Origin of the sequence: Sphingomonas sp. Leaf9 (assembly GCF_001421355.1) — a bacterium.
Lineage (GTDB): Bacteria > Pseudomonadota > Alphaproteobacteria > Sphingomonadales > Sphingomonadaceae > Sphingomonas.
Map to the genome: position 1 here is coordinate 264,135 of NZ_LMKC01000001.1, position 21,706 is coordinate 285,840.

Here is a 21,706-nt window from a genome sequence, read left to right on the forward strand (position 1 = left end):
CATGCCGCGTCCGGTTCGCAGCATCGATGGTGCGGATGCGATCGACCTGCCGTCGCTGCTCGCCGCGAACGAACCGGTCGTGCTGCGCGGGTTCGCCGCCGATTGGCCGCTGGTCGCGGCGGGCCGGGCGGGTGCGGAGCGGGCCATTGCCTATCTCAAGCAATTTGACGGCGGGCGTCCGATCGTCGGCTATACCGGCGAGCCGGCGATCGGCGGGCGCTTCTTCTACCGCGACGACTGGACCGGGCTGAATTTCGATGCCGCGCGGGTCGGATTGTCGGCGTATCTCGACCGGATCGCCAGCCATCTCGATGATCCGGATGCGCCGGCCTGCTACATCGGATCAACCGATCTCGACACGTACCTGCCGGGCCTGCGCCGCGACAACGACCTGTCGCTGCCGCCGCCGGCCCCCGGTCGGGCCGCGCCGCTGGCCAGCATCTGGATCGGCAACCGCACCGTCGCCGCGACGCATTACGACCTGTCGAACAACCTTGCCGTCTGCCTCGTCGGGCAGCGCCGCTTCACGCTGTTCCCGCCCGACCAGATCGCGAACCTCTATCCCGGCCCGCTGGAGCCGACGCCGGGCGGACAGGTGGTCAGCATGGTCGACCTGCGCGCGCCCGATCTCGATCGCTATCCCCGCTTCGCCGACGCACTGGGACAGGCGCAGATCGCCGACCTAAAACCGGGCGACGTCCTCTTCTATCCGGCGCTGTGGTGGCACAATGTCGAGGCGCTGGACCGCTTCAACGTCATGATAAACTATTGGTGGAACGACGCCCCCGCCTTTGCCGACAGCCCGATGACGACCCTGCTCCACGCCATGCTGTCGCTGCGCGAACGGCCGGCGGCGGAGCGCGCGGCGTGGGCCGCGATGTTCGATCATTATATCTGGCGTGGTGGCGACGATGCGCGTGCCCACTTGCCGCCCGAGATCCAGGGCGACCTCGCCCCGCTCGACCCCGCCGCCGCCCGGCGGCTGCGCGCGAAACTGTTGCAGAGATTGAACCGATGATGCGGATCGTGATCGCGGGCGGTGGCACCGCCGGCTGGCTGGCGGCAGCGCTGCTGACGCGACAGCTGGCGGGACTGGTCGAGGTGACCTTGGTCGAATCGGAGGCGATCGGCACGGTCGGCGTGGGCGAGGCGACGATCCCCACCATCCGCAGCTTCCACGCGCTGCTGGGCCTCGACGAGCGTGAGTTCATGGCGGCGACCGGGGCCAGCTTCAAACTGGGCATCGCGTTCGAACATTGGGCGCGCGCCGGCGATCGCTATCTCCACTCGTTCGGCGAAGTGGGCCGATCGACCTGGATGGGCGATTTCCAGCATTTCTGGCTGGAGGCGCAGCGACAGGGGGCGGCCGCCGATATCGGTGCCTACTGCCTCGAACACGAAGCTGCCGAGGCCGGTCGCTTCCTCGGTGGCCCCGACACGCCGCTCAACTATGCCTATCACTTCGACGCCGGCCGCTACGCTGCCTATCTGAGAGGGCGCAGCGAAGCGCAGGGCCTGACGCGGATCGAAGGAAAGATCGCGCAGGTCGAGCGCGACGGCGACAGCGGCGACATCGCTGCGCTGGTGCTGGACGATGGGCAGCGGGTGGCGGGCGACCTGTTCCTCGACTGCACCGGCTTCCACGCGCTGCTGATCGAACAGGCGCTGGGCGTCGGGTTCGAGGATTGGGGCCATTGGCTGCCCACCGACCGCGCGCTGGCGGTGCAGACCCGCGCCACCGGCCCGGCGCTGCCCTATACCCGCGCCATCGCGCACGACGCGGGCTGGCGCTGGCAGATCCCGTTGCAGCACCGCATAGGTAACGGCCTCGTCTACAGCTCGCGCCATCTGGGTGACGATGCCGCGCGCGACCGGCTGATGGCGTCGGTCGAGGGACAGCCGCTCACCGAACCGCGCCTCATCCGCTTTCGCACCGGACGACGGCTGGCGATGTGGGAGCGCAATTGCGTCGCGCTCAGCCTGTCGAGCGGATTCGTCGAACCGCTCGAATCGACCAGCCTGCATCTGGTGATGATCGCGCTGACCCGGCTGGTGCAGCTGCTCCCCTTCGGCCACCCCGGCGCCGCGGCGCGCACCCGCTTCAACGACCAGTCGCGCCGCGAGATCGAGGCGGTGCGCGACTTCGTGCTGCTCCATTATCACCTGAACCAGCGGCCCGAGCCGTTCTGGCGCGAACGGCGTGAGATCGCCCCGCCCGACAGCCTCAACGAACGTATCGCCTTGTTCGCGGAGGGCGCGCACACCTATCAGTCCGCCGACGACCTGTTCCGCACCGGATCGTGGACGCAGGTGATGCTGGGCCAGCGCCTGACGCCCGCCAGCTGGCATCCGCTGGCGCGTGCAATGCCACCGGGGGAATTGGGCACCGCGCTCGACGGGCTGCGCTCCAACATCGCCGCCACCGTCGCCCGCCTGCCGACGCATCAGCAGTTCCTCGACCAATATTGCCGCAGCGGCGATTGATCCGCCAACCGGGTCAGCCGTCGCCCCGGCGATAGGGATTGTGCATCTGGGACAGCCATCCCGTCACATGCTGCGGCACCGCCTCGACCGTGCCGCGCGGACGCCGCGCCGCCGCAACATCGATATGGCCGTGTTCGAACACCAGCCCCGCCCGGCCGTCATGCGCCCAGCGAACCCATCCTTCGAGATGGTGGAGCGTGCCCATCGTCACCAGCACCCGTGCACCGGAGGCCAGGTTGACCATATTGTCGATACAGACGCCTGCTTCGGACAGGTTGCGCACCCGGCATTCGACCACGCCTTCGCTGGATTCGACACGCGCGGTCAGGAACACGCTGTCCCGGCGCGGACGCGGGGGGAACGGGCCTTCAGGCGAATCGCTCATGCGCCTCACGCTATCCGCTCGATCGCTAAAACCCGGTTAACGCATCGGGAGCGATCGGAAATTGGTGCCCCTGGCCGGGCTCGAACCAGCACTCCTTGCGGAATCCGATTTTGAGTCGGACGCGTCTACCAATTTCACCACAGGGGCACGCAGGGCGCGTTAGCCGAAGCGACGCGCCCCCGCAACCGTCACGAAAACACGCGGTCGATATCGGCGCTGCCATAGGGGTCCTTGGGATCGGGCCCGAACCGGTTCGGCCCGCGCGTCCCCTCCGACACGTACAACACGAACAGCCAGATCCAGCCGATGATCGGCAGGAGGATGAGCAGCATCCACCATGCCGAGCGGTCGGTATCGTGGAGCCGGCGGAACGCGACGGTAAAGCTGGGCACCAGCAGCGCGAGGCTGGTCAGGGCGTTCAGCGGGCCGCTCCCCTCCCATCCGAACCCCAGCACATTGTCGACGATCGTCGTCGCGGCACCGATCAGAAAGCTGAACAGTACGAACATCCAATATTCCTGGCGACGCGAACGGCCGCGCACCTCGAAATACCGTCGCAGCGGCAGGATCATCCATTCCATGTCGGCACATTCCCCTCGTTACTGTTGCGCAATGTTTTGCAAGCCAGGGCGGGCAAGGCAACCGGTCAATTGACTGGTGCCCGCCGGCGATAGCTGAGCGCCTCCGCCACCTGCGCCCGTCCGATCGAGTCGGTGCCGCCCAGATCAGCGATGGTCCGGCTGACCCGCAGCACCCGGTGGAACGCCCGCGCTGACAGCCGCATCGCTTCCGCCGCCTGTGCCAGCAGCGCGCGCGCCGGTGCGTCGAGCGCGGCGGCACGTTCCAGCACCGCGCCGTCCGCCTCGGCATTAGTCCGGATGCCATCGGCGGCATAGCGTTCCCGCTGCGCCTGCCGCGCCGCCGCGACCCGCGCGGCGACTTCCGCCGACCCTTCGGCGGGCGGCGGCAGGACGAGGTCGGCGGCGCTGACCGCCGCCATTTCGATCGACAGGTCGATTCGGTCGAGCAGCGGCCCCGACACCTTCGCCTGATAATCGGCGGCACAGCGCGGCGCGCGGGCACAGGCCAGCGCCGGATCGCCCAGATGGCCGCAACGGCACGGGTTCATCGCCGCGATCAGCTGCACTCGCGCCGGAAAAGTGACATGCGCATTGGCCCGCGCCACGCTGACCTCACCCGTCTCCAGCGGTTGCCGCAGCGAATCGAGCACTGCCCGCTGGAACTCGGGCAGTTCGTCAAGGAACAGCACACCCAGATGCGCCATGCTGATCTCGCCCGGCTTTACCCTCAGGCCACCTGTGGATCGCCATCGGTTCGATGCACTGTGCGCAAGTTTCTGACCGGATCTTACCGCCGATTGACTACACTATGGGGAACGATAGCTTGCACTGGCGCTGCTTCTGCCCTCTCCAGACGTCATCGGAGCCAGTACCGTGACAGACTTGCCGAAACAGGTAATACCGCTGGGACAAGCGATGATCTCTGGAACCGTAGACGGCGACGACATTATGGCATCGCCCGAACGGCTCAGGATCGCGACGCTTAGAAAACCAGTGTTGGATCGGCTGCTCGCACTCCCCAAGCGGACGAATCGGGAGGTACGCATTGCGGCTGAAGAGCTAAACTGTTCAATTCGAACCGTATTTACCTTACTGAAAAGATACGGTGCGGCGCGGCGGCTCGCAGACTTGGCTCCGCGTAGACGCTCCTCATTGCTCGGCAGGAGCATGGTCGATGCACGTGTCGAGGCTATTATGGCCGAGGTGATCGCTTCTTATCACCTCAGTCGTATGAGACCCACTATCACTCAGACGATTCTGGAAATACGTCGGCGCGCTCAACAACTCGGCCTTGCGCTGCCCGATCAAAAGACTGTGCGAAAGCGCATAGCAGCCATCCCAGCGGTGCAAATTGTACGATCGCGTGAAGGTGCGAAGCGAGCGCGCGAACAGTTTGGTTTGGTGTCAGGCTCAACGCCCGAAACCGAGTTCCCCCTGCAACGAATCCAAATCGATCACACACGCGTCGATCTTATTGTCGTGGATGAAGCGCTGCGTCAGCCTCTTGAGCGGCCTTGGGTGACAGTTGCGATTGACGAATATTCCCGAGCCGTGCTGGGCTTTTATCTTTCACTAGAAGCGCCATCGTCTACGTCGGTCGGGCTGTGCCTAGTCCATAGCATTCTACCGAAAGATGGGTGGGCAGCACGGATCGGGCTCGTCCCCAAATGGCTTCCGTATGGCCGGCCCGACGAAATCTACACTGACAATGGATCGGATTTTCGATCCGAAGCCGTGGAGCTGGGTTGTCGATCTTGGGGCATGGTGATCAACTTTCGTCCCGGCGGGATGCCCCACTTTGGCGGGATCGTAGAGCGAGTGATCGGTACAGCAATGCGATCGCTGAGAACCTTGCCCGGTGCGACCGGCGGCTCGATAGCTGAACGCGGTGACGTTGATCCCGCCAAAGGCGCATCGCTGACGATGCAAGAGTTGGAGCTACTGCTCGCGACCTTCATCGCGGGTCATTATCATTGCAAAATCCATAGCCATCACGGAATGACGCCGAACGCGCGTTGGCAGGCTGGTATTTTTGGAGATCAGCAGCGAGCCGGTAGAGGCATCCCAACGCCAATCAACGATCCCGCAAGGCTATTGATAGACTTCCTGCCGATAGAGCGCCGGTCAGTGAACCGCCGGGGCATCCGGTGGGGTGGCATCCACTATATGGATGATATCCTTAGGCCTTATCTGGACGATCAAAGCCAGACCAAATTTGTTGTTCGGCGTGATCCCCGTGATGTCTCGCGTATCTGGTTTCTTTGTCCCGACGATAATATTTATTATCCGGTACGCTCGCGCGATATATCCCGCCCGAGTATTTCGGCATGGGAATTGGAAAATGCTCGCAAGCACCTGCGCGCTAGCGGCCAACGCGGTTATGACGAAACAGCGTTGTTCCAAGCCGCAGAGCTTCAACGAGAAATCGTTGCAAAATCTTTAGAGGCTCGCAAAGCCTCGCGAAAAAACCGGCTGGCGAAAGAGCGCCAGATAGGCGCGAGAATCAGTCAAAAATACTCGGAAACCCATCTCGACAGTCATGAGCCTGCTTCGGCATCCCCTTGGCGTCGCATCATTGACGATGATCTAAAAGGCGACGAATTTTACGAGGTCGATGAATGATCGATCGGGCCCGCGAACTCACTGCGACCGCTAAGGAGCTTTTAAACAGTTCTGACGATGAGCGGGTCGGCTCGCTCTCTCGAGAGCCGTTCGTGTCCTATGGGACAGCGAAGCGCATCTTGATCCGCATGAATGCCCTTCTGCACAGCCCTAGATCGCATCGGCCTGCAAGTATGCTTATTGCGGGCGCTACAAACAATGGAAAAACCATGCTCGTGCGCCGGTTCACCGACGCAAATTTGCCAGTCCATGACGAAGATGCGGATGCGGTGATCTGCCCCGTAATTTACATTCAGATGCCGCCGACCCCCGACGCTCGACAATTCTACCTCGCCATTCTCGAGAAACTTCATGTCCCGATCCAGCGGACAGCGGTCCTTAGCCACGTTCAGGCCCAAACACTAAAAATATGCAAGATTGTCGGACTTAAAGTCCTTATTATAGATGAGCTACATAATATACATGGCGGCAGGATTGAACAGCAAAGATATTTCCTAAATCTTCTTCGCTATATCTCAAACGAACTTGAAATACACATTATAGGATGTGGCCTAGCATCCGCATTGAGAGCACTGCAATCCGACGAGCAACTCACCAACCGCTTTGAACACTGGCCACTTCCGATATGGAAAAACGACAAAGCCTGTAAAGTGCTCCTGAACACGATCGAGTCCACATTACCACTACGACGACAATCGAGCTTGTCGGAAACAGAGATGATAGAGCGTATCTTAGGCCTTTCCGGGGGAACGATCGGCGAGATCGTTCGCCTAATTAGAGAAGCCGCTGAGACAGCGATACGGTCAGGAGCGGAGCGTATCGACACTAATCTGTTGGATGGTCTGGGATGGGTTGCCCCCGAGAACAGACGGCGAGCGGCTGAAGCTGTTTTAGGCCATCGCGGTTGACCGCAACCGAGCTCCTCCCCTGGCGACCAAGCCCGAAGCCAAACGAGCTATTCTCGTCGTGGTTACGGCGCTTAGCGCTAGGAAACAGCGGGAAGATTCAGACATTTTGCCATTTGCTGTGGCCGGGTCGGCAACTTTGGAACAGAGACACCGATGCCATCGCCCCTGCCGAGGTGCTCTTGTCGCTCGCCTCGCGAACAGGACGGAATATAGCCCTTCTGGAAAAAACGACGCTTCGCGCATTCGAAGGCATCGTGTTTGAGCACGTGCGCGTCAAGGTCGCGACCCGTTGGGTGTTGCCACTTGGGGTATATCATCGAACCCGGCGATTGGGCGGTCAGCAATGGTGCCCTGTCTGCCTGAGGGAGGATACCCACCCCTACTATCGGTTAGACTGGCGCCTAGCATTTTCAACCTCTTGTTCGAAACACGGGGTAATGCTTCACGATCGATGCACTTGTTGCGGGGAGCCTGCCGTGCCCCATCGCGGCGTTGATCCTGAGTGCCACCAGTGCGGGTTTGATCGCCGGAAATCGCCGGTCACTTTCGGAGATTCCAGAGCGCTCCAGCTCGAACATACTATGCGTGCCGTGGCTTATGGCACCGGAACGCTACCACCGCCGCTTCGCGACCTTCATCCCTTGGCGTATTTCGACCTGCTAAGGCAGGTCTTCAGTATCGTGTCATCGAATCCACGCTCAGCGCAGCTGAGGGAAACTGTAACCCGCCACTCGGGCGGCGACCCCTCGCCCCCGACTCGTTCGATGAAAAGCGCGGCATTCGAGAATCTTTCAACGTCCGACAGGCATCGCATGATCGCGATCGGAGCGTGTTTGTTAGAGGGATGGCCGTTCAATTTCATAGGCCTTTGCGCCGAGGCCGGGATGTGGAAAAGCTGGGCTATGCGCGGCGATCAAAGGCATATCCCTTTCAAATATGCCGATCCCGTCGCTACTTATCTTGCCCCGATCCTACCTTAGCCAGCTTTACGCGGCGCAAGACACGGTCTCCCGTCCTCGCTTTTTTGCATCTCGTTCGGCGGCTGAAGCGATCGCCGCATAATCCCGAAGAACCTTCTGCATGATCTTGACCTCAGCGAGTCCTACGTCGCTCGCGCCTACGAGCATGGCAGCCATGGCGCCCTCAAATCGATTGAGGCCGAACTCCACTTCTAGCACTCCAAGCATCGCCGACAGGCGACTCGCGACAGCATCAAAGTCAACTTCGCTATTTGGCAATTTCAACAAACGCGCCTCCTGCACATACAGAGGCCCCGGTCCGAAGCCGGGTGTTCGTAACCCCGCGCGTAGCACAAGGCGCTGCCGCCTTTGAGCGGAGCCTTGGACATACGCGGCAGCCACCCGGCCGAGAAACTCGACCGGACTACGCCTTCAACGGGGTTACGACGCCCCACGGACGGGATTGACCGTGCCGCACATCGTAGATCGCAGAAACAGACACTATGGGCAACGGCCCGATGCCCTGTATGAATATGACTTCATCTGCAGAGGGCATATTTTCACGTGCGAGCGACATTTGTGCGGCATGGTCAGAGCACCGGAAATGCCGGAATGCCAAGCGACGACCTTTCCTTGATCGAGCTCACCGACCTTGGTTGGCAGCAGGCCCGTGATGTTGCCGCGGTGTGGGATGAAACACCGTCGCTGATAGTCACTTCGCCATACCTTCGCACTCAGCAGACGGCAGCACCTACGATCGAGCGGTTCCACGGCGTTCCAGTTGAAGTTTGGCCGATCGAAGAATTCACTTACCTTCAACCTTCTCAATGGAACGGAACCCTCAGCTCTACGAGGATGCCTTATTTGGAGCGCTTCTGGAGCGCCGCCGACCCGACGTATTGCGATGGAGAAGGTGCAGAAAGTTTTGCAACGCTGCTTCGCCGCGCCGAAACGGCGCTTGGAAGGCTTTCGACCTTACCGCCCGACGCGCTGGTATACGTTTTTAGTCATGGTCAATTTATCCAAGCCGTCCGCGCTGTCATCAATGACAACCATTTGGACGACAAACAGAAAATGGAATTTTTTTGGAAAAAGGGCGCTCCGCCCCCAATAAGTAACGTACAAAGACTTTCGTTTAATTTCGGATCACAGGGATGGAATGAACGGTAAATTCGCATCGATTATCTAACCGATACAATCCGCCAATGCCGTTGCGACCGCGGACTCCGCCGAACTCAGTTTTTAGCCGCTAAAATTCGTCAGCGCTCAAACAAGCCCAATCCGAAGAACGGCTTCGTTCCCGGGAGCCGTATCCGAGAATCGCGGCGCGCAAGCGATGTCCTTCCGCGACGAATACCGACTTGAACATTGCGGTTCGACGGCCCGTGACGGCTTATCCGAAGCGCGTCCACCGTCGCTCATGCCAGGCCCGAGACTGAACCATATCTCCGAACCGCCAGAACCGGGTTTCCCGAGTGTGGAGACCAGCCCGAACGAGAGTCCAGCACTCGCCGGTTGGCAGCTCGACGATGCGGTGAATGTGCGCGGCATCGACGTGGTAGGTTTCGCCAGGGGGCCGGTGAACCAATTCACTGCGCCAACCGCCGCTCGGATCCAGATTGAACACCTCTTCGACATACCCGCCATCAAGGATCTCGGTGTCGAAGCTCCAGGGGTGGTCATGCGGCGTCGCGTGTGGCTCTTCCATCTTGAACCGGTGCAGCGCACGTCCGTCATCGAGATGATATTTGGTGAACGCCCGCGACATGCGCTCGACGCTGACGATCCGCGTGCCGTCGGGAAGCCGCCGACTAAATATATACCGTGCTTCCCATGGAACTGTACCCTGCCGTCCGCTCTCGGATCGTACTTGGGCTTTATTCAGCCTGCTTCGGAATAGGCGCGTTCAACCATGCGCGCGATTTTATGGCATATGGTTGGCGGCCTTATAGTTGGGGACCACCACTACTTGAGGCTTTCTGGACGTGATTGGTACTTTTAGACCTACTTACGATCACATTGCTTTTATCGCGACTTAGGCGGTGTGGCCTGCTTTTGGCGGCAGCAGTCATGCTTACTGACGTGATAGCTAACACCTATGCCTTGGTCGTTTTGAAGATTCCCGCATTCGGCTTGGCCGTGCCGCTCCAGGCGACATTTCTCGGGTTTGTGCTTGGCTCACTTCCGTTCGTTTGGCCTCAACGAGGACCATCAGCACTAGGTGCATGAGCGTCTGAGACTGCGCCGGGAGCGGCCGATCCGACATTCCCGATTAGGAAGGATGGTTGGGACGGCTGACGTTTGCAGGGTCCGCTGGTTGGCATGGAAGCAGCCGTTTCCCGAAATGTGTTCCCGATTGCTCTTTCCCGAAATGGCCCTGTGGAAACGGAGAAATGGGACAGCCAAACGCAAAAGCGGAACCCGCCGTTGGTATCCACCCGCAACGGATAATGTAAGCACGAAATCTTGATTGCGAGCGGCCGCTATGTTTGCGCGCCGCTGCATCTAGCGTCGCCGCTAGATCTCGATGGCGACCTCAGGCGCGACTTGGGCAGTAACCTCGGTGTACAGTTCTGTTCCTGGTGCCGCGCGGATGCTCGCGATCAGGCTATATCGTACCGCCTCCCCCGCATGGCCCTTCGCAACATTTTCTCTCCACCACCCCCCTGTTGGATAGACGATGATCGCGTCACGAGCGGCAAGCTCCGTCGCGGTGCCTTCCCAAATATCGGCGTGCAACGATCCTCTATTTCGCAACTGAGGACCGATAGTCCAGCCGGCATCCGACGCCGCGCGCCTTGCAGGTCGAGCACCTGGCTCAGACGTTCTACGTCGAATAAAAGTATCTAGTGAGTCATCCGCATGCTTTAGGTCGAAGCGTAATCCATGGCTTGCGTAAACGTGACGTCGTGACAATCCCCGCTCACCAGGGTTAGGCTCTATGAAATAGCTCAAGGTTATTCGCAGTTGGACAAGCGTCGCAGGATCAAGTGCGAGCAGTGCGCCTCTCGGCCACGGAAGCTGGTGGACTGCCAACTCGTCCGTAATCGCTGCTCCACCCTTCATCTTGAATGGCACGATCTCGTCTTCGGTAACAATAGTTAGATCGTGATCGAGGCTGCCGAGAGCACGCACTAAGGAAGGAACGCCAAAGCCGTAGCGACGCACAAGAGCAGGCTTGCCAATGGTGTTCTGATTGGCACGCATAGCATCGGTCCACTCTGCGGAGTGAACGATGAGACCGCGTACCGTCTCCGGCCACAATGTTGGCTTTTCCGCCATGATCTGTGCCGCCATTCGGGCGGCAAGCGCAGTAGCCGCGCTGGTGTCACCGGTTGTCGTGAAAGGTCGCTCGGCGATCGTGCGATATGTGGTCAGTAAGGCGAGGTCATCAACATGATCGCCCTGCCCCGTCGCTGGATCATGGCCTATGTTTCCGCCCTCGAACACAACATCGGGCTTCAAAGGCCATTCTCGAATCCAGCTGACGGAGGTTCGGCTCCGCGGCATGATGTCACCGGCGGCACCAAGCGCATTCCAGCCGGCATAAGTCGGATCCGAAATGAGCGTGCGCTCAGTGTACGCTCCAACAGTCAACGCATTCCATGCTTGAGCCGGATTTTCGATCGGCATTGTATCGTTGCGTGCTGGATAGTCTGCCGCAACGATCGCCTCGCGGATATTGCCAGCAGCGACCGCAATGAAGCGTTGCACCTCGTCGCGACCAAAGGTGATCGCATCTAGCTTGGCCGACCATGCCGATGGTCGGCCGCGACCGTGATCGCCTAGGCTTGTAACCGCTAGACAGATAGCTCTTGGTCGATTTGGCGCAGCAATCTCTGCTCGCGCAATCGCCTGAGCAGTGATTGCACCATATAAATCCGGGGCATTGGCGCCGTGATCCGGCAGGATCTTTACTGACTCCAACCGGTGCCGGACGACGATCGGCCCGGTCCCATCAAGTACTTCCATAAGGTCGCCGTACAGCGATGTCCCCGACATCTGCGTACCGTGACCTCCGTGACCTTGTGCACTGACATCCTCAGCATTCCAAGCGGCGTCGAATGCCTGCTGATCAACAGGTAGAAGGTAAGGTTTGATCAAAGGATGGTTGATGGTCGTACCGGAATCTAGCAGGCATACGGCCGGGGCTTCGTCATCGATCGGCACGAGCCGCTTTGCTAGATCTGCGCTCCACGTTCGTTGCTCAGCACCATCCATGCCCATAAAAAGCGAGGGCGTGTCTCGCGCGAGACGGAGCTCGGCAACGCTGTCAGTGTTGGCGATCACTCGTCCGAGCTGCTCAGGCGTACCTTTAGCGATAACCACATCACGTTCAGCGAACTCGAGGGTATGCTCGCGTGTGACCATGCCAAGCGCCTGCGCGGCCTTGTCGAACGACCCCTTTGTTCCTTTGCGAACCCACACCTCCCACCAGGCCTCGCCCCCCGGCGCGGGAAACAAGTTAGCCTGGTCGGTGTAGAAGGATCGAGCGACCGCTAAACGCGCGGTTTCGATCGACGCGATGAGGCGCTGATTTTTTGGCTTGCGAAGCTCTTCGACGGAGCCGTCGTCGTGTGTTTTGTAGGTGACATTGTCGTCGTCACGATAGGCCGCAACTTTTCTAAGGTAATAGTCCTTCTGCGCCTCGGGAACGAACACGGTTGCCGAAACCTGCCCCTCCTCCGCCGGGTGCACGTTCACTAGTTCAATCGGAAAGCGGCCCCGTCGGTTCTCCAGCTTGTCGACGATGTCCGCCTGGCCCGAAGGCAGAGTGAACTCGACATAGAAGCCTTTTTCTCCAGCAGCGATATTCGCGTCCCGGTTTGCGAGGACCGTCTCGCCTTGCTGCACAACCGCCGTCAGGGCTTGGGTTAGGGCATTTGCATGGCCAACCCGATCGCGCTGCGGCAGTCCACCGCCGCCATCACCGCCCGCCTGGTAGGCTGTGTAACCCCGCCGCGTGCCTGTACCCCGAAGATAGATATGCGGATGCGGCCGCGCTTGTTCGTCTGCCATTCTTACCGACGAGCCGCCGCCTTCCGCTCAGCGATCGCAGCGAAAAGATCCGCTGTCTCCACGCCGTCACGCCCTGCGAGCAACGTCCTTTTTGCTGCTTCGTCCGCAACACGAGAAAGGTCTGCCTGACTTAGCCCATCAACCCCTTCGGTTGCGTCTTCCCAAGACACGGAAGCCGTGTCGAAGGCCGATAGCCGAGCTTCAAGGATCGCCCGAGCTACCTGCGCGTCTGGCAGGGTGTATTCAATCACGTCGTCGAAGCGCCGGAAGAGCGCTGGGTCCAAGAGCTCGGGATGGTTGGTCGCAGCAACGATCAATCCTTCGCTGTCATCCTCTTCCAAGAACTGCAGAAAGGAGTTTAGAACGCGCCGGATTTCTCCTACATCGTTGCGTTCGCCACGGCGTGCTCCAATCGCATCGAACTCGTCAAAGAAATAAACGCCTCTAGTCTCGGTCATCGCTGAAAAGACCGTGCGAAGCTTCGAGGCTGTCTCGCCCATGAACTTTGTTAGCAGCCCGTCCAAGAGGACCGAAAACAATGGAAGCTTAAGCTCGCCGGCGATGGCTGCCGCGGTCATCGTCTTACCTGCTCCAGGCGGGCCTATGAGCAGAAGCTTGCGGCGCGGCTGCAAACCATGCTGGCGCAAGCGATGCACCTGCCGCTGCTCGAGGATTACCCTTTGAAGACGATCTCGCAACTCAACTGGGAGGACCATACTCGATAGCCGCGTATCGACATATTTGGCAGCGACCAGACTCGCCAACTCGCCACGAGGCTGAACAAGGGGAACGGCATGCGCCCGCGCTTTTGTCTTGCCCCGTGCTCGGGCATCATCCACCATCTCGCGCAGCTGCTGAGCGACCTTGCCATGGCCAAGGCGCGCTTCATTAGCGGCCGCCTGCATCGCGACACTGAGAAACTGCTCGTCATCGCCATCGATGTGACTCTGCAGCAGCGCGACGAAATGAGTCGCCTTTGTCACGCTAATTCGCCTGTACGATGCCCCATCATGCCTCATCTCGCGCTGTCTGTTGCGGCAACGCTCGGAAGACGCGCTTTGGTCGACTGCTCCCAAGTACTGGCCGTTCTATCGTCGTTCCATCAATGTGACAACGAGTTCCGCACAGTGGCTGCCGGGCAGACACGCGGACCCAAGCTCGATCTACATACCGCTATTGCCCTCAAGCGAGATCACCGCCGTCCCGGTCGGTGCTTTTTGGGTATGCCCCCAGCGCATCCTTCCAGGCCGGTCCTTTTTAGATCAATAGATGATCCATAGAATTCGGGGCTATTTGTTGCCTTGGTCCGGCTGAAGTCCCAGCCAAGGAGGACCATACGGCACCCAATCAAACGACACCGTCGATTTCTCACTGCAGGGGTAAGTATCAGGGTTTCTGTCTTAGCATCACGATCCTCGGTAGCGGTGTCGCGGGCATCGCAAAACCCTCGACTTATATGATGATTGCTGGCGACGCCTGGCAAAGGATCCGTCACACGAAGCCGTTAAGTCCTATGGGACTACTCAGGAGGCGCAAGGGCTTCGATGATCCGACAGTCGGCGACGGTGTTCCGGCTACAGGAATCTATCAGCGCATCGAGTTCACCAGCCAGTGCGGTGAGATCGGCAATCTTACGCCTGATCGCGTCGCGGTGTTGATTGGCAACGACATCAACAGCGATGCAGGACTGATCTCGTCGATCGGCAAGCCCCATCAACTCGCGTACTTGGTCGATCGAGAAGCCAAGATCGCGGGCACGACGAATGAAGGACAGGCGGCGCAGGTGCGCACCCTCATAGGTCCGATAGTTCCCCGCCGATCGCGCAGGTGCCGGCAGCAAGCCAATCTGCTCATAGTAGCGGATCGTTTCGACCTTCGTGCCAGTCGCACCAGCCAATTTTCCGATTGTCAGTTTCTCAGACACAGCGCTTGACCCTCTAGCGACTAGAGGGTGCATATAGGCTGTCAGATCGATTCTATCGAGGTGGCGAACATGGCCTGCACAAGCTGCGCGTCCGACAAGGCGGGTACTCTCAACGATCCAAAGTGGCGCCGGGCGCTATGGATCGCGCTTGCCGTCAATGGCGGCATGTTCGTTATCGAGATCATAGCCGGCATCACGGGCGGATCGAAGGCGCTCCAAGCCGACGCGCTCGACTTTTTTGGTGACACCGCGAACTACGCAATCAGTCTTGGTGTTGCCGGAATGGCGATAGCCTGGCGCGCACGCGCTGCGATGTTGAAGGGGGCGACGCTTGCTTTGCTAGGCGTCTATGTCCTGTTCGCGGCGGGATGGGGTGCGCTCCACGACGCGACGCCCCATGCCGACATTATGGGTGTGGTCGGCATCGCCGCGCTGATCGCGAACCTTGTCGTCGCGGTCATGCTGTACCGCTTCCGAAGCGGTGACGCGAACATGAGGTCAGTATGGATTTGCTCGCGCAATGACGCGATTGGCAACATTGCCGTCGTGCTAGCCGCAGGCGGGGTGTTCGGCCTCAACAGCGCGTGGCCTGATCTTGCCGTCGCCACCTTGATGGCTGTGTTGGGCATATCGGGCGGTGTTCAGATCATGCGGCAGGCACGCGCCGAAATGCGTAGCGAGCCCTCACCCGTCCCCGCTACTTACGAGCAGTCGTTACATGGCAGTCGGTAAGCTGCTAAGACGCGGGCCGATGCACCGCCTTTCCGCCCTGTTCCTCAGTTTCATGCTCGTGCTTATGCTCGGGCTTGGATCAGTCGCGCATGCGACCGAAGGCGTGACGTGCATTGATACCACAGCGGTCAGCTCCCTCGATCATTGCGACGGTGACGCTGACCAAGTGCCGGCAGACGCCGACAAGGCGTATCCTCACCATCATGGCGGTTGCCACGGCCATCATGTCGGCGTGCCGTTCGCGTCCGATTCAACCGGACCAGCCAGCAGCGTTCGTATGAATGCGTCGGTGTGGCGCAATGCGCCCAAGGCCCCGGTAGCGTCGGACCCAGCCCTACGTCCTCCCCAAGCCTGACCAACGCCTAATCTCGCCGGGAAAGCCCGTGCGGATGCTCAAAGGTTCGTCAGGAGTCCGTTCCCATGCACCGTTTTATTGCGGCCTTATTGGCCGTGGCGTCATGCGCGTCGATCGCGCAGGCGCAGTCAGCCGATCCAACATCGACCAGTCCCCCGCTTACCCTTGATCAGGCGCTTTCACTTGCCGGAGCGACCGCCCCTAGCCTTGAGGCTGCCACAGCAGCCGTCCGGGCAGCAGAGGCAGGCCGCACGGTTGCCGGCTACCGCCCTAACCCGTCGATCGTCGCCGAGACCGAGAACATTGCCGGTAGCGGTCAATATCGCGGCCTTCGCAGCGCCGAGACAACAGCAGGATTGGCACTACCGATCGAGCTGGGTGGCAAACGATCGGCACGGATCGCCGTCGCGGATGCGATTGGTAATCGAGCGCGGATAGGCACGGCGTTGGCTGAGGCTGATCTACGGCTTGCCGTCACTCAGCTCTACATCGAGGCGACAGCAGCGGAGCGTCGGCTTGTGATCGCCCGTCAGCAGGCCGGTATCGCCCGCGAGGCTTCGCGTGCAGCCGGCGTCCGCGTTCAGGCGGGGCGAGCATCACCGCTCGAACAGCAGCGAGCCGATGTATTGCGGATCAACGCGGAGACGGCTGTGGAGCGCTCGCAGCGGCTTGCCGAGGTCGCGCGAAGCAATCTTGCCCGACGGATCGGCCAACCCCTCACAGGACCGTTGGACTTGGCGTGGTTCGGCCGTGTCGAGAGCTTTGGTCCAGCGCGGCCGATCGAGACCGCCGGGACGCTGGCATTGGCAGCGACACGCGCGGACGTAAAAACGGCAGAGGCCCAGGTGCGGCTTGCCAGGTCGCAGCGCATTCCCGACGTGACACTCAGCGCCAGCGCACGACGGCTTGAGGCTACGAACGACGTGGCAGCGGTGTTCGGCCTGTCGATCCCGTTTCCGCTGTTCAACAACGGCAAGGCGGCAGTGGCGCAGGCGCGGGCGCAGACCGATTCGGCGCAGGCGCTACGTCGCGCGGCCGAGCTGGATACCGCGCAGGATATCGCAAGCGCACAGGCGAACGTCGCGAATGCCGCGACGACCGCTCGCAACGCCAGCGGGCCGGCATTGGCATCGGCAAGCGAAGCCGCTCGGATTGCCCGGATCGGCTACCGGGAGGGCAAGTTCGGTCAGCTCGATTTGTTGGATGCCGAACGTACCCTGTCCGAAACACGAACCGCCGCGATCGATGCGCTCGCCACCTATCACGACGCCAAGGCACGCCTCGAACGGCTCGTTGCCGCAGCGCCCTCGCCCGAGGAAACCAATCAATGACGAAGACCATCATGCGGGCGCTCGCGCCTATGACCCTGGCTATCCTCCTTGCCGGATGCGGCGGGGGTGGCAGCAGCGAGGCCGGTGAGAAAGCCGGAGCCGAGAAGGCGGAAGGTGCCGAGGCCGGCGAAGCCAAGGAGGGCCCAAAGGATATTGTTACCCTGTCCGCCCAGCAGATCGCGGATGCCGGGATAGAGGTTACGCGTCCTACAGTAGGCGGCGTGGCCGGAGCGATCGAGCTATCGGCGACGATCGAGGGCGATCCTCAGGGTGTGCAGGTTGTGTCCACCTCCGTAGGCGGTCGGCTCGTTTCCCTCACCCGCAATCTCGGGCAGTCAGTCAGCCGGGGCGACCCGCTGGCTATCATCGAAAGCCGGGAAGCGGCATCACTGAAAGCGGAGGTAGAGGCTGCGCGCGCGCGTTCCGCACTCGCCCAATCGAACCTTCGCCGCGAACAGCGCCTGTTCGCCGAACGCGTTTCGCCGGAGCAGGATCTGGTCGCGGCGCGAACGGCCGCAACGGAGGCCAGCATTGCCCTTCGTCTGGCGCAGCAGCAGTTGTCAGCGACGGGCAGCGGAGGCGGCGCGCTCAACCGCATCGCGGTCCGCTCGCCGATCGCCGGCCAAGTGATCGCGCGATCGGCGACCCTCGGGCAGGCAGTCGCGGCCGATGCAGAGCTGTTCCGCGTCGCCAACCTGTCGAAGGTCACTGTCACCACATCACTCGTTCCCACGGATGCTGGTCGGGTGAAACCCGGCGTGCGTGTCGAAGTGACAGCGCCGGGGCGGCGTCAGGAGGGACGCGTCACGTTCGCGTCCCCCATTCTGGACGAGACGACCCGATTGGTGCCGGTGATCGCCACCCTCGACAACGCCGGCAGCACATGGCGCGTCGGTGAGACGGTCAACGTATCGATCCTCGTTCCTGCGACCGGGGACCGCACCGTCGCTGTACCATCGGCCGCAGTACAGATGATCGAGGACAAGTCGTTTGTGTTCGTCCGGACGGCGACAGGTTTCCGGGCAATTCCAGTGACACTTGGCCGCACCAATGGCGGACAGGTTACCGTAACGGCAGGCCTTACCGGCTCGGAGCGCATCGCTTCCACCAACAGCTTCACGCTCAAGGCCGAACTCGGCAAGGGCGCAGGCGGGGATGAGGACTGAGCCATGATCGGTCGCATCGTCACCCTATCCGTCGAGAAGCGCTGGCTCGTCCTGCTTCTCACCATCGCGGCTGCGTTGCTCGGGATTGGCGCGCTGCGTCAGCTTCCAATCGACGCCGTACCCGACATCACCAACAACCAGGTGCAGATCAACGTCGTCGCTCCTGCCCTGTCCCCCGATCAGATCGAGAAGCAGGTTGCGTTCACCGTCGAAACCGCGCTCGCGGGCATTCCCGGCCTTGAATACACCCGCTCGCTAAGCCGCAATGGCTTTGCCCAGATCACAGCAGTTTTCGGTGAAAAGACCGATATCTACTTCGCGCGGGCGCAGGTCGCCGAACGCCTGAGAACCGCCGAGGAAGACCTCCCCGAAGGCGTGAACCCGGAGATGGGGCCGATCGCCACGGGCCTGGGCGATATCTTCATGTGGACCGTTGAATACCGCGAGCTGGATCAGGTCCATCACCGCAACGGCGAACCCGGCCTGCAACGCGATGCCAGCTATATCACCCCCGAGGGGGATCACCTCGTCAGTGACGCCGACAAGGCGACCTACCTGCGCACTGTGCAGGATTGGATCGTCACGCCGCAGCTAAAAAGCACGGCCGGGCTTGCCGGCGTCGACTCCCTTGGTGGCTACACCAAGGAATATCTCGTCGTTCCGGACGTACAGCGCATGGCAGCGATGCGGCTGACGCTTCAGGATCTCACCACCGCCCTTCAGCGCAGCAATACCAGCGCGGGCGCGGGCGTGGTCAACCGCAACGGCGAAGGGCTGGCGGTTCGATCGGATGGGCGTGTCCGCAACGCCGACGAGCTGGCCCGTACCGTCGTTGCCACCCGCGAGAGCGTTCCGATCCTGCTCAACCAGATTGCGGCCGTTCGCACCGGACAAGGGCTGCGCATGGGATCGGCGTCGGAAAACGGCCATGAGGTTGTCGTTGGGACCGCGGTCATGCGGATCGGGGAAAATAGCCGCACGGTATCGACTGGCGTTGCCGAACGGCTGACGCAGATCGGCCGCTCGTTGCCGGTCGATGTGGTTGTGAAGCCGGTGATGAACCGGACCGAGCTTGTGAACTCCACGATTTCGACGGTTGCCCGCAACCTTGCCGAAGGTGCGGTGCTGGTGATCGTCGTCCTGTTTGCGCTGCTTGGCAATTTCCGCGCGGCGCTGATCGCGGCCTGTGTCATTCCAATCACGATGCTGCTGACCAGCATCGGCATGTTGGAAGCGGGCGTTTCGGCCAATCTGATGAGCCTTGGTGCGCTCGACTTTGGTCTGATCGTGGATGGCGCGGTCATTATCGTGGAGAACGCATTACGGCGTTTGGGCGAGGCGCAGCATGGTCGCGATGACGTGCTGACGATCGAGCAACGTCTCGGGATTGTCGCGGCATCGGCACGCGAGATGATCCGCCCATCAGTGTACGGGCAGGCTATCATCATCCTTGTCTATGCGCCGTTGCTCACCTTCACGGGCGTCGAAGGCAAGATGTTCGAGCCGATGGCACTGACGGTCATCATCGCCCTGGTGTTCGTCTTCATCCTGTCGCTGACCTTCATACCGGCAGCGATTGCGATCTGGCTCAGCAAGCGGGTCGAGGAAAAGGAAAGCCGCGTCGTCACGTTCCTCCGGCAGCGCTATAAGCCGGGACTCGATGCGGCAATGCGCCGCCCCACCCTGACCATCGGCGTCGCGATCGGTGCGCTGGCACTCGCCGGGGCCGCTTTCATGACATTGGGGCAGGAGTTCTTGCCGCAGCTCGATGAGGGCAACATCCTCGTGCAGGCGGTCCGCATCCCGGGCACATCGGTCGATCAGAGCCAGGCAATGCAATTCCAGGTGGAAAAGGCACTCGCCAAGGCCCCTGAGGTCCGTTTCGCCTTCTCCCGCACCGGCACGTCTGAAATCGCGTCGGACCCAATGCCGCCTAACGCGACTGACACGTTCGTCATCCTGAAGCCGAAGAAGGAGTGGCCCGACCCCGGCCTGTCCAAGGAAGAGCTGGTGGAGCGGCTGGAAAAGCGCCTCTCCACCCTGCCGGGCAACGCCTATGAGATCACCCAGCCAATCCAGATGCGATTCAACGAGCTGATTGCAGGCGTGCGCGGCGATATCGCGATCAAGGTCTTTGGCGATGACTTTGGCGAGATGAACGCGACCGCAGACCGGATCGCCGGCATCCTTCGAAAGACGCGGGGTGCAGCAGACGTGCGGGTTGAACAAACCGAAGGTTTGCCGATGCTCGATATACGGCCGAACCGTATCGCCATGTCCCGCGTCGGGGTAACGGCCGGTGACGTGCAGGACACGGTTGCCGCAGCCATTGGCGGCCGACAGGCTGGCGTGATCTTTGAAGGCGATCGTCGCTTTCCCGTCGTGATCCGGATGGCGGAAAGCTCACGATCCGATCTGACGGCGGTTGCCCAGGTGCCGGTACCGACCGGCAGTGGCGGCTTCGTACCGCTATCGACTGTAGCGGATATCGCCGTGGTCGATGGTCCCAATCAGATCAGCCGCGAGAACGGCAAGCGCCGTGTCGTGGTGCAGGCCAACGTGCGCGATCGGGACGTGGCCGGTGTCGTGGCCGATGCCCGGTCAGCCATCGACGCTCAGGTGAAATTGCCGCCCGGAACGTATCTCGAATGGGGCGGTCAGTTCGAGAACCTGGCATCCGCCCGAGATCGGCTCAGCGTTGTGGTGCCGATCTGCTTCGTGGTCATCATGTTCCTGCTCTACGGCGCGCTTGGCTCCGTCAGGGATGCGTTGATCGTGTTTACCGGCGTTCCGCTGGCGCTGGTCGGAGGCATCCTTGCGCTGGTGCTAAGGGGCATGCCGTTCTCCATTTCAGCGGCAGTCGGCTTCATCGCGCTATCAGGTGTCGCGGTTCTCAACGGGCTGGTCATGGTGTCGTCCATCCATGATCTGATGCGGCAAGGCATGGATCGTGCGGTAGCGGCGCATCAAGGCGCTCTGGCGCGGCTCCGGCCGGTTGCGATGACGGCTCTCGTTGCGTCGCTTGGCTTCGTGCCGATGGCGCTTGGTCATGGTGCCGGAGCCGAGGTGCAAAAGCCGCTGGCGACCGTCGTCATCGGTGGCCTCATATCCGCAACCCTGCTCACCTTGTTCGTGCTGCCGACCCTTTATGCTCGTTTCGGACGGCGCGAGCTGCCAGCCCCATCAGGGGGACACATCGAACTGCCGCCTTTGGCTCATGACAGCGTGAGGGCCTAAGCT

General features: G+C 61.2%; 17 protein-coding genes, 1 tRNA gene and 1 pseudogene. 11 read left to right on the forward strand and 8 right to left on the reverse strand.

Annotated features, from left to right (window positions below; genetic code table 11):
- Position 1: 1 nt before the first annotated feature.
- Together ASE58_RS01305 and ASE58_RS01310 are read left to right on the forward strand one after the other, a co-directional pair.
- Positions 2-1,018, forward strand: a complete 1,017-nt coding sequence (locus tag ASE58_RS01305; protein ID WP_055817211.1) for a cupin-like domain-containing protein — start codon at positions 2-4, stop codon at positions 1,016-1,018.
- Entirely contained in the window at positions 1,015-2,484 is a 1,470-nt protein-coding gene (locus ASE58_RS01310; RefSeq protein WP_055817213.1) for a tryptophan halogenase family protein, read from the forward strand. Before ASE58_RS01305 ends, ASE58_RS01310 begins: the two co-directional genes overlap by 4 nt.
- A 13-nt stretch (positions 2,485-2,497) precedes the next feature.
- Here ASE58_RS01310 and ASE58_RS01315 read toward each other — a convergent pair whose 3' ends face one another.
- The 4 genes and pseudogenes from ASE58_RS01315 to ASE58_RS17725 form a co-directional block, all read right to left on the reverse strand.
- A complete protein-coding gene (locus ASE58_RS01315) occupies positions 2,498-2,869 on the reverse strand; it encodes a PilZ domain-containing protein (protein ID WP_055817217.1) in 372 nt (123 codons plus the stop codon).
- Positions 2,870-2,931: 62 nt separating this feature from the next.
- A tRNA-Leu gene (locus ASE58_RS01320) sits at positions 2,932-3,016 on the reverse strand.
- Positions 3,017-3,057: 41 nt separating this feature from the next.
- On the reverse strand, positions 3,058-3,450 hold the full coding sequence (locus ASE58_RS01325) for a DUF805 domain-containing protein (RefSeq protein ID WP_055817221.1): 393 nt from the start codon (positions 3,448-3,450) through the stop codon (positions 3,058-3,060).
- Between the two features lie 65 nt (positions 3,451-3,515).
- A pseudogene (locus ASE58_RS17725) lies at positions 3,516-4,217 on the reverse strand (ATP-binding protein); the annotation flags it as partial.
- Between the two features lie 115 nt (positions 4,218-4,332).
- On the opposite strand from ASE58_RS17725, the gene ASE58_RS17730 reads away from it, so the two are divergent.
- The 3 genes from ASE58_RS17730 to ASE58_RS17350 are packed head-to-tail and all read left to right on the forward strand — an operon-like array spanning position 4,333 to position 7,960.
- Entirely contained in the window at positions 4,333-6,072 is a 1,740-nt protein-coding gene (locus ASE58_RS17730) for a Mu transposase C-terminal domain-containing protein (protein ID WP_156347554.1), read from the forward strand.
- A complete protein-coding gene (locus tag ASE58_RS17345; protein ID WP_082454009.1) occupies positions 6,069-6,980 on the forward strand; it encodes a TniB family NTP-binding protein in 912 nt (303 codons plus the stop codon). Before ASE58_RS17730 ends, ASE58_RS17345 begins: the two co-directional genes overlap by 4 nt.
- Complete coding sequence (locus ASE58_RS17350) at positions 6,977-7,960, forward strand: TniQ family protein (protein WP_082454008.1); 984 nt, start codon at positions 6,977-6,979, stop codon at positions 7,958-7,960. The genes ASE58_RS17345 and ASE58_RS17350 overlap by 4 nt, the downstream gene beginning before the upstream one ends.
- Before the next feature lie 6 nt (positions 7,961-7,966).
- Here the strand turns inward: ASE58_RS17350 and ASE58_RS01335 are convergent, their stop codons facing one another.
- Positions 7,967-8,224 (reverse strand): hypothetical protein, encoded by a 258-nt coding sequence (locus tag ASE58_RS01335; RefSeq protein WP_156347555.1) that lies wholly within the window; start codon positions 8,222-8,224, stop codon positions 7,967-7,969.
- Positions 8,225-8,503: 279 nt separating this feature from the next.
- Here ASE58_RS01335 and ASE58_RS17355 point away from each other — a divergent pair, with 279 nt between their 5' ends.
- Together ASE58_RS17355 and ASE58_RS17735 are read left to right on the forward strand one after the other, a co-directional pair.
- Positions 8,504-9,109 carry a histidine phosphatase family protein gene (locus ASE58_RS17355; RefSeq protein ID WP_082454007.1) on the forward strand — a complete coding sequence of 202 codons (606 nt, stop codon included), beginning with the start codon at positions 8,504-8,506 and terminating at the stop codon, positions 9,107-9,109.
- 166 nt (positions 9,110-9,275) lie between these two features.
- Positions 9,276-9,839 (forward strand): hypothetical protein, encoded by a 564-nt coding sequence (locus ASE58_RS17735; RefSeq protein ID WP_156347556.1) that lies wholly within the window; start codon positions 9,276-9,278, stop codon positions 9,837-9,839.
- Between the two features lie 617 nt (positions 9,840-10,456).
- Here ASE58_RS17735 and ASE58_RS01345 read toward each other — a convergent pair.
- The 3 genes from ASE58_RS01345 to ASE58_RS17360 all read right to left on the reverse strand — a co-directional run bounded on the left by ASE58_RS01345 (position 10,457) and on the right by ASE58_RS17360 (position 14,882).
- A complete protein-coding gene (locus ASE58_RS01345) occupies positions 10,457-12,958 on the reverse strand; it encodes a S8 family peptidase (RefSeq protein WP_055817230.1) in 2,502 nt (833 codons plus the stop codon).
- A gap of 2 nt (positions 12,959-12,960) precedes the next feature.
- Positions 12,961-13,941, reverse strand: coding sequence for an AAA family ATPase (locus ASE58_RS01350; RefSeq protein WP_055817233.1), 981 nt, complete (start codon positions 13,939-13,941; stop codon positions 12,961-12,963).
- A gap of 536 nt (positions 13,942-14,477) precedes the next feature.
- Positions 14,478-14,882, reverse strand: a complete 405-nt coding sequence (locus ASE58_RS17360) for a MerR family transcriptional regulator (RefSeq protein ID WP_235513447.1) — start codon at positions 14,880-14,882, stop codon at positions 14,478-14,480.
- Positions 14,883-14,951: 69 nt separating this feature from the next.
- On the opposite strand from ASE58_RS17360, the gene ASE58_RS01360 reads away from it, so the two are divergent.
- The 4 genes from ASE58_RS01360 (at position 14,952) to ASE58_RS01375 (ending at position 21,703) form a co-directional block, all read left to right on the forward strand.
- The gene (locus tag ASE58_RS01360; RefSeq protein WP_055817241.1) at positions 14,952-15,614 is read left to right on the forward strand and encodes a cation transporter; all 663 of its coding nucleotides are present in this window, start codon (positions 14,952-14,954) and stop codon (positions 15,612-15,614) included.
- A 420-nt stretch (positions 15,615-16,034) separates the two neighbouring features.
- Positions 16,035-17,300, forward strand: a complete 1,266-nt coding sequence (locus ASE58_RS01365) for a TolC family protein (protein WP_055817244.1) — start codon at positions 16,035-16,037, stop codon at positions 17,298-17,300.
- Complete coding sequence (locus ASE58_RS01370; RefSeq protein WP_055817247.1) at positions 17,297-18,466, forward strand: efflux RND transporter periplasmic adaptor subunit; 1,170 nt, start codon at positions 17,297-17,299, stop codon at positions 18,464-18,466. Before ASE58_RS01365 ends, ASE58_RS01370 begins: the two co-directional genes overlap by 4 nt.
- Before the next feature lie 3 nt (positions 18,467-18,469).
- Positions 18,470-21,703 carry an efflux RND transporter permease subunit gene (locus ASE58_RS01375; RefSeq protein ID WP_055817250.1) on the forward strand — a complete coding sequence of 1,078 codons (3,234 nt, stop codon included), beginning with the start codon at positions 18,470-18,472 and terminating at the stop codon, positions 21,701-21,703.
- Positions 21,704-21,706: the final 3 nt, after the last annotated feature.